The 13198-nt window shown below is 46.2% G+C and carries 12 protein-coding genes; 4 read left to right on the top strand and 8 right to left on the bottom strand.

Annotated features, from left to right (window positions below):
• Nucleotides 1–8: 8 nt before the first annotated feature.
• Together ICV38_RS02435 and ICV38_RS02430 are read left to right on the top strand one after the other, a co-directional pair.
• Nucleotides 9–1745 carry a 5-oxoprolinase/urea amidolyase family protein gene (locus ICV38_RS02435; RefSeq protein WP_215382171.1) on the top strand — a complete coding sequence of 579 codons (1737 nt, stop codon included), beginning with the start codon at nt 9–11 and terminating at the stop codon, nt 1743–1745.
• Nucleotides 1745–2464: a 5-oxoprolinase subunit PxpA gene (locus ICV38_RS02430; protein WP_215382170.1), complete on the top strand. Its 720-nt coding sequence runs from the start codon at nt 1745–1747 to the stop codon at nt 2462–2464. Before ICV38_RS02435 ends, ICV38_RS02430 begins: the two co-directional genes overlap by 1 nt.
• Here ICV38_RS02430 and ICV38_RS02425 read toward each other — a convergent pair.
• Complete coding sequence (locus tag ICV38_RS02425) at nt 2461–3693, bottom strand: MFS transporter (RefSeq protein ID WP_215382169.1); 1233 nt, start codon at nt 3691–3693, stop codon at nt 2461–2463. The two genes, ICV38_RS02430 and ICV38_RS02425, sit on opposite strands and share 4 nt — an antisense overlap.
• A 49-nt stretch (nt 3694–3742) precedes the next feature.
• A complete protein-coding gene (clpB, locus tag ICV38_RS02420) occupies nt 3743–6346 on the bottom strand; it encodes an ATP-dependent chaperone ClpB (RefSeq protein WP_215382168.1) in 2604 nt (867 codons plus the stop codon).
• 104 nt (nt 6347–6450) lie between these two features.
• On the opposite strand from clpB, the gene ICV38_RS02415 reads away from it, so the two are divergent.
• Nucleotides 6451–6690: a GIY-YIG nuclease family protein gene (locus tag ICV38_RS02415; protein WP_215382167.1), complete on the top strand. Its 240-nt coding sequence runs from the start codon at nt 6451–6453 to the stop codon at nt 6688–6690.
• 13 nt (nt 6691–6703) lie between these two features.
• On the opposite strand, the gene moaE is transcribed toward ICV38_RS02415, so the two are convergent.
• Genes moaE through ICV38_RS02385 form a run of 6 tightly spaced genes read right to left on the bottom strand, consistent with a single transcriptional unit; the run spans nt 6704 to nt 12730 of the window.
• Nucleotides 6704–7159, bottom strand: a complete 456-nt coding sequence (moaE, locus tag ICV38_RS02410) for a molybdopterin synthase catalytic subunit MoaE (protein WP_215382166.1) — start codon at nt 7157–7159, stop codon at nt 6704–6706.
• Between the two features lies 1 nt (nt 7160).
• Nucleotides 7161–7418 (bottom strand): molybdopterin converting factor subunit 1, encoded by a 258-nt coding sequence (gene moaD, locus ICV38_RS02405; RefSeq protein ID WP_215382165.1) that lies wholly within the window; start codon nt 7416–7418, stop codon nt 7161–7163.
• Nucleotides 7419–7436: 18 nt separating this feature from the next.
• Nucleotides 7437–8663, bottom strand: a complete 1227-nt coding sequence (glp, locus tag ICV38_RS02400; protein WP_215382690.1) for a gephyrin-like molybdotransferase Glp — start codon at nt 8661–8663, stop codon at nt 7437–7439.
• Between the two features lie 52 nt (nt 8664–8715).
• Entirely contained in the window at nt 8716–10158 is a 1443-nt protein-coding gene (thrC, locus tag ICV38_RS02395; RefSeq protein WP_215382164.1) for a threonine synthase, read from the bottom strand.
• An 8-nt stretch (nt 10159–10166) separates the two neighbouring features.
• Nucleotides 10167–11477: a homoserine dehydrogenase gene (locus tag ICV38_RS02390; RefSeq protein ID WP_215382163.1), complete on the bottom strand. Its 1311-nt coding sequence runs from the start codon at nt 11475–11477 to the stop codon at nt 10167–10169.
• Nucleotides 11474–12730 carry a pyridoxal phosphate-dependent aminotransferase gene (locus tag ICV38_RS02385; protein WP_215382162.1) on the bottom strand — a complete coding sequence of 419 codons (1257 nt, stop codon included), beginning with the start codon at nt 12728–12730 and terminating at the stop codon, nt 11474–11476. Before ICV38_RS02385 ends, ICV38_RS02390 begins: the two co-directional genes overlap by 4 nt.
• A gap of 79 nt (nt 12731–12809) precedes the next feature.
• On the opposite strand from ICV38_RS02385, the gene ICV38_RS02380 reads away from it, so the two are divergent.
• Complete coding sequence (locus ICV38_RS02380; RefSeq protein ID WP_215382161.1) at nt 12810–13187, top strand: Mth938-like domain-containing protein; 378 nt, start codon at nt 12810–12812, stop codon at nt 13185–13187.
• Nucleotides 13188–13198 lie beyond the last annotated feature (11 nt).

Below are 13198 nucleotides of genomic sequence, written 5' to 3'. Positions count from 1 at the left end.
CCATTTTCATGATGCATTGCACACTAATCGGCGACCATAGTGTTCTGATTGATTTCTCAAAATCAAAGGATGCGCTGAAGGAGATTCATGAGCTGAGCAAGCTACTGTTTGCAAATAAGCCCCTATGGGCAGCTGAAATTGTTCCTGGCTTGGATTCTCTCGTCATCCAATTGCAGTATGGACAAAATAATCCCCATGAGATCCGCCAGACTGCTTTCGCTGATTTAGAAAAAATAGCCAAGCAATTAGAGGAGCATAGGGAAAGTAAAACGTATCCGAATAAGATTCATCGCATTCAAGTTTGCTATCACCCAGATGTCGCGCTTGATTTATTGGCAATCGCCAAAGCCTCCAAGTTATCCCCCGAACAGACAGTGACTTTGCACAAAAGTAGTTTGTACACCGTCGATATTTTGGGGTTTATGCCAGGCTTCGCATATTTCAGTGGACTCAATCCTAAACTACGCTTACCGCGCCTGGCATCTCCTCGCCCTGCCGTCCCTAAAGGTAGCGTTGCCATCGCTGAGTTACAAACCGCTATTTATCCACGCACTACCCCAGGTGGCTGGAACATTATTGGTAGATCTCCGAATATTTTATTTGATATTGAACACAATCCACCAGGCCTGTTTATGGCCGGAGATCAAATGCAGATTGAGGAAATCTCTCTCGATGAATTTCACAGAATAGATAAACAATCTCAACCCTCGAAGATCATTCAATCCTTTGATAAGGACAAGGGAAGCATTGAACTCTTGCAGTCGGGAACATTTACTAGCATCCAAGATGATCCTCGCTCTGGCCTATCGCATTGGGCTGTCGGCCCTGGTGGTGCCTGTGATTTATCCTCGCTGCATCTAGCTAATGCTTTAGTCGGCAACTCATTAGATACCGCTGCGATTGAAATGACTTCAAGCGGGCCTAGCCTACTCTTTCATGAAAAAGCATGCGTAGCATGGGTGGGGGCTGAGTGTGAAGGCATCGTCGATGGACAACGCATTCCAGGCAATCGCCCTATCTGGATAAAAAAGGGGGCTACTTTAAAGTTCTCATCACTAAATCCAGGATTTCGTACGCTGCTCGCCATTGGTGGAGGACTGGACCTACCAACCATTCTTGGTAGAGCAGGCTCTCATATCAGCGCAGACATTGGACCTAAGCGATTAGAAAAAGGGAATCTTTTGCAACTAAGAGATCCCAAGGCGCCACTTCGATCCCCTTTCTTAAAAAACTTACTCAGAGAGGATGCGCTGCCATGCTTTCCTAAATGGCATGTCCGATCCCCTTTTGTGCCCATCAGTGCGATTACTCCTGTGCATTGTTTGGAGGGACCGCACCTCACCTTTCTCAGTGCGAAAGAACGAGAATTTTTTTGGTCTAAGATTTGGAAAGTAAGCAAGCAAAGCAATCGCATGGGCGTGCGCCTCGAGGGTGACTTTAAGCTCAATAAAGGTTTACCAAACATCCCTTCGCAGGCCATCACGTTTGGAACCGTTCAGTTCCCACCTTCCCAAGAACCAATCATCATGCTTGCAGAGCATCAAACTACAGGGGGCTACCCACGTCTTGCTGAAGTGATTCATGCTGACCTGACTAAATTAGCGCAAGTGAAGCCGGGTAATGCAATACAGTTAATACCTATTACCCTCGAAGAGGCAGATCATCTCAATGCAGAAGCATTAAAGTTACAAGAATCAACCATTAATTCAATTCAAACAATGATTCAACCTAATGGAAATGCGTAATGGATATTAATAGCGATATGGGTGAAGGCTTCGGCGCCTGGGACATGGGCAACGATGCCTTATTGCTTGACTACATCACCTCCACCAATATTGCTTGTGGATGGCATGCTGGCGATCCAGCCCGCATGAAAAAACTGGTTGAGCTTGCCACTGCAAAGAAAGTACATATTGGCGCACATCCTGGCTTACCTGACTTGGTTGGCTTTGGACGACGCGAAATGGCCATTTCTGAACAAGACGCTTATAACTACGTTCTTTATCAAGCAGGAGCGCTGCAAGCATTTATCAATGCAGCAGGCAACAGATTGCATCACGTTAAACCCCATGGCGCTCTCTACAACCAAGCAGCTAAAGATATGAAGCTTGCAAGAGGTATTGCAAGAGCGGTAAAGGACTTAGGTGGCAATGTTATTTTGTATGGCTTAGCAGGTAGTTACCTAATAGATGCGGCCAAAGAATTGAATGTGCCAGTATGGCAAGAGGTCTTTGCTGACCGCAAATACACCAAAGAAGGATTTCTGGTGCCACGCACTCAAGTGGGCGCAGTAATCGAGGATGAATCCGAGGCACTCAAACAAGTCATGAGCATGGCTAAGGAGGGAATAGTCATCGCCATCGATAGCAGTGAAATCAAGATACAAGCAGATACTCTATGTATCCACGGAGATAATCCTCACGCTGTCGAGTTTGCTAAAAAAATTAAGGCAGCTTTAGCTTAGCTGGTGTGGCGAGTGTCAGCAGACACTCTAAAAACCGTTGGAATAATCATCAACTGGAACAGCACGATGCCAAGGAATAATGCTTTTGGTAGTCCAGCGTCCATGAAAAGTCCAAAGATAAAAGGGCCAATGGCTGCACCGAGATCAATACCGGAGTAGACAATTCCATACACTCGTCCTGCTACTCCTTTTGGAGTCGCCTGCTTCACTAATAAATCTCGCGATGGTGCAACAACGCCATAGCCAAAACCTAAGGCAAAGAAAATAATCGGAATGAGGTCAACCGAAATGAGGCCTGTAAAGAGCATGAGGCACATCACGACGGTAATCGATAAACATGTCGAGACTATGCGCTCAGGGGCTTGCAACTTGGCAGCTAAATAACCTCCAAATAAAACACCCCCCGCACTTCCTAATGCAAGCAGCGTAATGTAATAGCTGCCTATTGTTAGAGGAACTTCGTAAATGCTAAAGAGTGCGCTAGGTGCAAAAGATTGCAGGCTTGAGGTCGATGCCATGCTAAAGAAAAAGAAGATCCAACACAGCCAAACGGCTGGCAGTTTTAGAAATGCAAAAGTACTTTCTGGTGCAATCCCAGGATGAGAAGCTTGAGTATTTGCATGAGTGTTTTCATGACGTTCTTTAACGTTATCAATCAACTGACTCTTATTGAGCCAGAGAATCAGTAGCACTAATGCCTCAAATACTGCCGCGAAAAGGAAGGCGATGCGCCAATCCGATAGCTCGGCAATAGCGACCATAAATGCTGGTGCTGCAGCCCAACCCAAATAACCCGTTACGCCATGCATTGAATATGCGTAAGGCAAGTTCGCTGGTGAGATCTTGTGATTAATTAAGGTGTAGTCAACTGGATGAAAAATGCCATTACCGCACCCAGCAATCACTGCACCGACGATCAACATGAAATAACCATTACTCTGGGAGTAGGTTAACGCCGCAAGCGCTAGCAAACCAACACCTGCAAAGAGTACTGGCCTAGCTCCGATACGATCCACCAAAAAACCAGAGGCTGCCTGCACTACACAAGACACCACAAAGAAAATCGACATGAGCAGACCAAGCTCGGCATAAGACAAAGCAAATGCATCCTTCAACCATGGGAACATGGGAGGAAGTACTAAATGGAAAAAATGGGAGCTGCCGTGAGCCAGGCTAATGAGACCAATAACCCGGACATCACTGGCACGTCTACTGAGCGCAACAGTCATGTACCGAGTTTACTGGCACAGGAACATTCCTGCAAAAACTACTGAGATATCAGTGGACCTGACGAGTAAAGCTAAAGTCGCCTTTTTTATCCACGTCTACAGGCACTACATCCTTAGGACCAAACTTGCCTTCCAAAATCATCTTGGAAACAGGGTTCTCAATATGCTGCTGAATTGCACGCTTGAGCGGCCTTGCTCCAAATACCGGATCAAAGCCCACTTCTGCAATTTTGCTTAGGGCAGCATCACTCACCTCAAGTTGCATATCGACCTTGGCCAAACGATCCGAGAGATTTTTGAGCAAGATTTTCGCAATGTTGGCGATATTGCCTTTATCTAAACCATGGAAAACCACAATCTCATCAATCCGGTTCAAGAACTCGGGACGGAAATGATTCTTCAACTCTTCAAAAACAGCCTCTTTGATTTCAGGCTGCTTCTTATCAGCCATGGACTGAATCAAATGGGAACCAATATTGCTAGTCATCACAATCACAGTGTTCTTAAAGTCCACAGTACGACCTTGACCATCTGTTAAGCGGCCATCGTCAAGTACTTGCAAGAGAACGTTAAAGACATCTGGATGCGCTTTTTCAATTTCATCAAACAAGATGACGCTATAGGGATGACGACGCACTTGCTCAGTCAGATAACCACCCTCTTCGTAACCAACATAACCTGGAGGCGCGCCGATCAGGCGGGCAACGCTATGCTTTTCCATGAACTCACTCATGTCGATACGAATTAAATGATCTTCACTATCAAATAAGAAGCCAGCCAATGCCTTACAAAGCTCGGTTTTACCAACGCCAGTAGGACCTAAGAATAAGAATGAGCCATAAGGACGATTCTCTTCAGCCAAGCCTGCGCGGGAACGACGGATTGCATCAGATACCGCACGAATGGCCTCTTCTTGACCAACCACACGCTTATGCAACAACTCTTCCATCTTCAAAAGCTTATCGCGCTCACCCTGCATCATCTTCGATACCGGAATACCAGTTGCACGAGAGACGACCTCAGCAATTTCTTCTGCGCCAACTTGCGTACGTAAGAGCTTGTTCTTCACAACGCCATCTTTATCGCCCTTGGCCTCTGCCGCTGTTGCAGATTTGAGCTTAGCTTCGAGCTCAGGCAACTTGCCGTACTGCAATTCAGCAACCTTTTCTAGCTTGCCTTCACGCTGTAACTTGGCAATTTCTGCACGAACCTTTTCAATCTCTTCCTTCACAGTAGCGGCCCCTAATACAGCACCCTTCTCTGCTTTCCAGATTTCCTCAAGATCAGCATACTCAGCACCAAGGCGTTTGATCTCATCCTCAATCAATGCCAGACGCTTCTGAGAGGCTTCGTCTTTTTCTTTCTTAACCGCTTCACGCTCAATCTTGAGCTGAATTAAACGACGGTCGAGCTTATCCATCACCTCAGGCTTGGAGTCGATCTCCATTCTGATGCGTGAACCTGCCTCATCAATGAGGTCGATTGCCTTATCTGGCAAGAAGCGATCAGTGATATAGCGGTGGGACAACTCGGCCGCTGCCACAATTGCTGGATCGGTAATCTCAATACCATGATGGAGCTCATAGCGCTCTTGCAAGCCACGCAAGATTGCAATCGTTGCTTCAACGCTGGGCTCTTCAACCATCACTTTTTGGAAGCGACGCTCTAGCGCAGGATCTTTTTCAATATATTTACGATACTCATCTAATGTGGTTGCACCAATGCAATGCAATTCACCCCGAGCTAAAGCAGGCTTGAGCATATTGCCAGCATCCATTGCACCATCACCTTTACCAGCGCCGACCATGGTATGAATCTCATCAATAAAGATGATGGTTTGACCTTCATCTTTTGCCACATCACTCAAAACGGCTTTGAGACGTTCCTCGAATTCCCCGCGGTACTTTGCACCTGCTAATAGCAATGCCATATCTAAGACTAAGACGCGCTTGTCTTTCAGAGTCTCAGGCACTTCACCATTGACAATACGCTGAGCTAAGCCTTCAACAATGGCTGTCTTACCTACGCCAGGCTCGCCGATGAGCACGGGATTGTTCTTTCCGCGACGTTGCAAGATCTGAATGGTGCGACGAATCTCATCATCACGACCAATCACAGGATCCAACTTACCCATACGGGCACGCTCTGTTAAGTCAACGGTATATTTCTTTAAGGCCTCGCGTTGACCTTCAGCATCTGCACTATTCACTGATTCCCCTCCGCGCACTAAATCAATAGCCGCTTCTAACGATTTACGATTCAAACCATTTTCACGAGCAACCTTACCCAACTCACCCTTGTCATCAGCCACAACGAGCAAGAACAGTTCACCAGCAATAAATTGGTCATTACGCTTATTGGCTTCTTTTTCACATAAGTTCAGCCAATTGCTTAAATCGCGACCGACTTGAACTTCACCACTTGTGCCTTGCACTTCGGGCAAGTTGTTGATGATTTTCTCTACACCCTTTTCCAGGCCCGGGACATTGACGCCAGCGCGAGTTAACAAACTCTTGGCAGCACCATCCGAATCACGCAACATTGCTAGCAAAACATGCGCTGGCTCGATATATTGATTATCTTTAGCTAAAGCGATACTCTGGGCTTCACTTAAAGCCTCTTGAAATTTGGTAGTTAATTTATCTATTCTCATTTTTATGCCTCATGTATTCCACGTATTTCTATCTATAGAATATAAGGGCAATATTGCCGATTTCAAGGCTCTCTGAACCCTTTTTAACCCTAATCTGACCTAATTTGAGCTGGCTTGTTTACCTTCTAGAGTGTTCCGATGGCAGCTATTACGCTGGCATTACTAACCGCTTAGAGCATCGTTTGGAAGCCCATAATTCAGGGCAAGGTGCCCGCTATACAAGATCACGCAGACCAGTTGTCCTTTTGGCTACACAAGAGCACCCAGACAGATCAGAGGCCTCTAAGGCCGAGATAAAATTAAAGCAATTGCCAAGATCAGAGAAATTGGGATTTTTTAAATAAGGCTTTAGAAGTCTTAATCATTATTCCAACGAGCCATAGCGGCATCGTCGGTCACACGGGCATCAACCCAGCGAGCACCTTCAGGCGTATCTTCTTTTTTCCAGAAAGGGGCTGCAGTCTTGAGGTAGTCCATGATGAATTCACAAGCAGCAAACGCTTCACCTCTATGAGCGCTAGCAACCGCAACCAACACGATTTGATCCTCTGGCAATAAAGGTCCAACACGATGTATGACGAGAGTGTTGTAGATATCCCAGCGTGACTTTGCTTGAGTGATGATCTCTTCTAAGGCTTTTTCTGTCATCCCTGGGTAATGCTCAAGCGTCATACCCTTAACTTGACTACCATCATTCATATCCCGCACGGTACCCAAGAATGTCACTACTGCACCCACTCTTGGATCGCCCTTGCGAAGCGCCGTAATCTCAGCGCTGAGGTCAAAATCATGTTCTTGAATACGGATTGGCATCTTAGCCTCCGGTTACTGGAGGAAAGAAAGCCACTTCAGCGCCTTCTAGTAAAGCTGTATTAGCATCAACCATGTGCTGATTAAGAGCACAACGCAGGGCTTTGCCTTCAGCCAAAGCTTGAGTCCAGACCCCGCCCCTTTGAATCAGAAATGTCCTGAGCTCAGAAATAGTCTTCACCGATACCGGCACATCAATGCTTTCTTGCGAAGTTCCTAGAGCTTCACGCAAAGAGGCAAAGAATCGTAATTCAAGTTTCATGAGGCAATCGTAAACCGATTATTTGAGCAATGCATCAAAAGGAATGTACTTCACTAAATCGCCCTTATGAATAGGCTGTCCTGGTGGGCAGTCAACCAAACCATCACCCCATGAGGCACTAGTTAGTACTCCAGAGCTTTGATTAGGGAATAAATCAAGACCACCCTGCGTATTAGTTTTTACTCGCAAAAATTCATTGCGTCGATCCGCTTTCAGCCAGTCAAAGTCAGCCCGCATGAAATAAGACTGGGGCAACTTCTCTTCTCTGCCCTGTAGCTTCAAAATAAACGGGCGTACAAACAATAAGAAAGTAACAAAGCTCGAAACTGGATTTCCAGGCAATCCAATAAACCAAGCCTCACCATCTTTTGGCTCATCAGATTTTCGAACCGCGCCAAATGCCAAGGGTTTGCCAGGCTTGATTGCAATCTGCCAAAGATCCAATCTACCCTCAGCGCTTACCGCTGGCTTAATGTGATCTTCCTCGCCAACCGATACGCCGCCAGAGGTAATAATGAGGTCATGGTCTTTGCTTGCCTTACGCAATGCTGCACGAGTAGCGTCCAAACGATCGGGAACAATGCCCAGATCAGTGGCATCGCAACCCAAAGACTTGAGGCATGCCAATAAGGTATCGCGATTAGAGTTGTAAATCCCACCTGGTTTGAGTGGTTCACCTGGTAACGCTAATTCATCACCAGTAAAGAATGCTGCAACCTTAACGCGACGCTTCACATTGAGATGCGTTAAGCCTGCAGATGCTGCGACACCTAACTCTTGAGGACGTAAAAATGTTCCTGCAGTGAGTGCCGTTTTACCAGCAGTTAAATCTTCGCCACGACGACGGATCCATTGACCTGATGTCGGAGCAATATTGACTTGAACCTGATCGTTAGAACCTTCTGGGATCGCACAATCCTCTTGCATCACAATCGCATCAGCCCCGGGTGGCACTGGGGCACCTGTAAAAATACGAGCAGCGGTACCAGGTTCTAACTGGGTACCCATAGAGCCCGCAGGAATGCGCTGTGCAACTTTTAGTACGTGCCCTGCACTTGAGGTATCCGCAGTTCTTACCGCGTAACCATCCATAGAGGTGTTGTCAAGCGGAGGTACATCCACCAAACTATTGACGTTTTCTGCAAGCACGCGACCCAGCGTTGCTTGCATCGGAATACTTTCACTTTCTTTTACTGGTCTTGCATGAGAGAGCAAGTGATCTAAAGCCTGCTGCGCAGTCAACATGGGTGGCTTAGTCATAGCGATTTGATGGTTACTTCGGTATTAAATTAGAAGTTTAATTAACGTGCGCGGTAATGAAATCTTTAACTTGATTTACATCCGCATCAATATTGTCGACACGCTGTGGCTTAGATTTAATGTCTTTAAATGTAGGAGGACACTCAGCGGGACGACCTAAGGCTTCTTGAATAGTCTCTTCAAACTTAATTGGCAAGGCGGTCTCAAGTACCAACATCGGAATGCCATCCTGCAGATGCTCGCGCGCCACCTTCACGCCATCGGCAGTATGGGTATCAATCATGACGCCATATTTCTGATCAATATCGCGAATGGTATCCAGGCGATTGGTATGGGTGCTACGACCCGACTGGAAACCATATTTACCAAGATCCTTAAAGACTGCGTCTTTGGAGATATCAAAGCCACCAGTTGTATCGACTTGCTTAAACATCGCAGCAGTCGCATTGCCGTCTTGACCCATGAAGTCAAAAACAAAGCGCTCAAAGTTACTGGCTTTAGAAATGTCCATGGAAGGACTTGAAGTATGTAGGGTCTCAGCAGACTTACGAGCGCGATAGACGCCCGTGCGGAAGAACTCATCAAGCACATCATTCTCATTCGTTGCCACAATCAAATGCTCGATAGGCAAACCCATCATGCGAGCAATATGGCCAGCGCAGACGTTACCAAAGTTGCCTGAAGGAACAGTGAATGAAACCTTTTCAGAACTGGACTTGGTTGCTAGCAAGTAACCTTGGAAGTAATAAACCACTTGAGCAACAACGCGCCCCCAGTTAATCGAGTTCACAGTACCAATTTGATTCTTCGCTTTGAAGGCATGATCATTGCTCACTGCCTTCACAATATCTTGGCAATCATCGAAAACACCAGCCACCGCCAAATTAAAGATATTCGGATCTTGCAGAGAATACATCTGTGCAGATTGGAATGCGCTCATCTTGCCGCGTGGCGAGAGCATAAATACTCTGACACCTTCTTTACCGCGCATGGCGTATTCAGCGGCGCTACCAGTATCACCAGAAGTGGCCCCCAAAATATTGAGGTTCTGACCTTTTTTCTTGAGCGCATATTCAAAGAGGTTGCCGAGCAACTGCATCGCCATATCTTTAAAAGCCAATGTTGGGCCATTAGACAAACTCAAGAGGCCAATTCGGGTACCATGCTCTTCACCCAACCAATGTATAGGCGTGATGTCCCTCGCATTATCTTGTGGACGACCATTGCAATAGACTTGCTCGGTATAAGTCTTACGTAAGAGCGCACGCAGGTCCGCCTCAGGAATGTCATCAGAATACAAACTGAGTACTTCATAAGCTAGATCGGCATATGACAAACTACGCCAAGAATCAAGCTGAGCAGAGGTGACTTTTGGATATTGCGTTGGCAAATACAAGCCGCCATCAGGCGCCAATCCACCCAACAAAATTTCTAAGAAGGATTGTTGTGGGCTATTGCCACGAGTAGATTGGTAACGCATGAATTTAATTAAGACAGATTTTCTAAACGAATCTTCACTACTTCGCCAGCAACTGTTTTGAGATTCTGAATCTCTTGAATTGCGGCAAGCATGTTCTTCTCTTTGGTTTCGTGAGTCAAGGCAACTAAGTCAGTTTGACTTTCACCCTCATCAGCCTCTTTTTGCAAGAGTGCATCAATCGATACGCCATGAGAAGCCAAGATCTTGGTGATATCAGCTAGTACGCCGGCTTGATCGGCAACGCGCATACGTAAGTAGTAGCTCGTGGTGATCTCACCAATTGGTAAAACTGGAGTATCTTGAACCGCATCTGGCTGGAAAGCTAAATAGGGAACGCGGTGCTCAGCATCGGCGCTCAACAAACGAGTGATATCTACCAAGTCAGCGATCACTGCAGAAGCGGTTGGCTCTGAACCAGCACCTTTGCCATAGTAAAGCGTAGTACCTACTGCATCACCGAAGACTTGTACTGCATTCATGGCGCCTTCAACGTTCGCAATTAAACGTTTAGTAGGAATCAAGGTTGGATGAACGCGCAACTCAACGCCAGTTGGTGTTTTCTTGGCAATGCCAAGCAGCTTAATGCGATAGCCTAATTGCTCTGCATAACGAATATCAATAGCTGCTAATTTAGTAATGCCTTCAACGTGAGCTTTTTCAAACTGCATTGGAATACCAAATGCAATCGCACTCATGATGGTTGCTTTATGGGCAGCGTCAACACCTTCGATATCGAAAGTAGGATCTGCTTCAGCGTAACCTAAACGTTGCGCTTCCTTGAGAACAGTTTCAAAGTCCAGGCCCTTGTCACGCATCTCAGAGAGAATGAAATTGGTTGTGCCGTTAATGATGCCAGCAATCCACTCAATACGGTTGGCAGTTAAGCCTTCACGCAAGGCCTTAATAATCGGAATACCACCAGCAACAGCCGCCTCAAAAGCTACCATGACACCTTTGGCATGAGCCGCCTTGAAGATCTCATTACCGTGAACCGCGATTAATGCCTTATTGGCTGTAACAACGTGCTTACCCGCTGCAATCGCCTCTAGAACTAAGTCTTTAGCAATACCGTAGCCTCCAATGAGCTCAACCACGATATCGATTTCAGGGTTATTAATCACCGCGCGAGCATCATTCACAACCTGCGCACGATCCTTCACGAGCTCTTTGGCGCGCTCTACATTTAAATCGGCAACAGTATTAATCCGAATCCCACGTCCTGCGCGACGAGTAATCTCATCTTGGTTACGCTCGAGAACTGTGAATACGCCACCACCAACAGTGCCAATACCTAATAGACCTACTTGAATCGGTTTCATGATGCCTTTGCTGCAGTTGAAGAAGCCTTACGGCTGTGTTTATTACGATAACGCTCAAGAAAACGTGCGAGACGACCAATTGCCTCTTTCAGAACATCTTCATGAGGTAAGAACACTACGCGGAAGTGATCAGGCTGACCCCAATTAAAACCAGAGCCCTGCACTAACAATACCTTTTCTTCCTTTAAAAGATCAGCAACAAACTGCTGATCATCTTCAATTGGATAAACCTCTGGGTCTAACTTGGGAAATAAATACAAAGCAGATTTTGGTTTGACACAACTGACTCCGGGGATATCCGTAATGAGTTTCCAAGCAAGATCACGCTGCTTTGCTAAACGACCACCCTCATTAACCAAATCGTTAATGCTTTGATAACCACCTAAGGCAGTTTGAATCGCGTATTGACCAGGAACGTTTGCACACAAACGCATAGAGGCCAACATATTGAGGCCCTCGATGTAGTCGCGCACCATCTCCTTATCCCCGGACACCACCATCCAGCCAGCTCTGTAGCCGCATGAGCGGTAGTTCTTAGATAAACCATTAAAAGTAATAATGACCACATCATTTGATAAGGAGGCAAGCGAAATATGCTTCTCACCGTCATACAACATCTTGTCGTAGATTTCATCAGCAAACAAAATCAAGCCATGCTCACGAGCAATTTGTGTGAGCTCAAGCAACACTTCTTTTGAGTAAATCGCGCCCGTTGGATTGTTAGGATTAATCACCACAATCGCTTTTGTACGAGGCGTAATTTTTTTACGCAGATCATTTAAATCTGGCGCCCAATCTTTTGACTCATCACAGAGGTAATGCACAGGTGTACCGCTCGATAAACTGACTGCAGCTGTCCAAAGCGGATAGTCTGGTGTTGGCACCAAAACTTCATCACCATCATTCAAAAGCGCATTCATTGAAAGTACGATGAGTTCAGAGACACCGTTACCGGTGTAAACGTCATCCAGGTTTACTCCTTGGATACCTTTTTCTTGGCAGTACTGCATGATGGCTTTACGAGCCGCAAAAATGCCCTTGGAATCAGAATAGGCGGATGCGTTGCTCAAATTGCGAATCATGTCCAACTGAATTTCTTCAGGAGGATCGAAACCGAAAACCCCTACGTTTCCGATGTTTAATTTGATGATTTTGTGACCTTCTTCTTCCATGCGCTGAGCAAGCTCGAGCACGGGCCCACGAATGTCGTAACAGACGTTATCGAGTTTTTGGGACTTTAGGATCGGTTTCACAATAAATTAAAGGGTAAGTTCTTGAAATCTTGGAAAAAACAGCTAGCTATAATCCACATAATTATGACAGAGAGTCCACTTGAAGCTTCAATCTGACCCCCATTCTGGAGCCAATACGATTACCGGCTATGGCGATGGCTATGTTGAGATCAACCAAGTCCCATATGCACATGCGGTCTTATTGAGCTCTAACGGAGCTATCTCAGAGTGGCCAGCCAAGTCCTTTGATCATCTAGAAGCTAGTCATTTCGCCCAAATGGTTGATCTCAAACCTGAATTGATCCTAATCGGCACCGGCAACCGTCAGCGCTTTCCAAAGCCAGAACTCTTAAAAGCGCTCATTTCAGCCAAAATTGGCTTTGAAATCATGGACTCCCAAGCAGCTTGTCGCACCTACAACATACTGGTAGGCGAAGGTCGCCAGGTCCTCCTGGCTCTCATTGTGGAGCCCACTTAATGCAGTTCGGG

This window comes from Polynucleobacter sp. MG-6-Vaara-E2, assembly GCF_018687695.1.
Classification (GTDB): Bacteria; Pseudomonadota; Gammaproteobacteria; order Burkholderiales; family Burkholderiaceae; genus Polynucleobacter.
Note: the sequence above shows the minus strand (reverse complement) of the source record. Positions and strands in the feature narration are given on the sequence as shown.